At 73.2% G+C, this 250-nt stretch carries 1 pseudogene; it reads left to right on the top strand.

Going from position 1 to position 250, the window contains the following annotated elements:
* Positions 1 to 27: 27 nt before the first annotated feature.
* Positions 28 to 250 (top strand): annotated as a pseudogene (locus tag KUM40_RS36020) (KR domain-containing protein); the annotation flags it as partial.

The following is a 250-nucleotide window of genomic DNA, read 5'->3' as shown; positions in this document are numbered from 1 at the left end:
GCGGGTGCTCCGGGTGCGGCGGGGTTGGTGGCGGAGTTGGAGGGTGCCGGGGCGCGGGTGGAGGTGGTGGCGTGTGATGTGGCCGACCGGGAGGCGGTTGCCGGGCTGTTGGCGGGGTTTGACGGTGTGGGGCGCCGGTTGCGGGGTGTGGTGCATGCGGCCGGCGTGATGGACAACGCGTTGGTGCAGGACATGGACGGGGTGCGGCTGGAGCGGGTGTGGGGGCCGAAGGCGGACGCTGCCTGGTATC

The organism is Streptomyces sp. AC512_CC834, from assembly GCF_019049325.1.
In the GTDB taxonomy this organism is placed as follows: Bacteria; Actinomycetota; Actinomycetes; order Streptomycetales; family Streptomycetaceae; genus Streptomyces.
The sequence above is the reverse complement of the archived record's forward strand: the minus strand, read 5'-3'. Positions and strand labels throughout refer to the sequence as shown.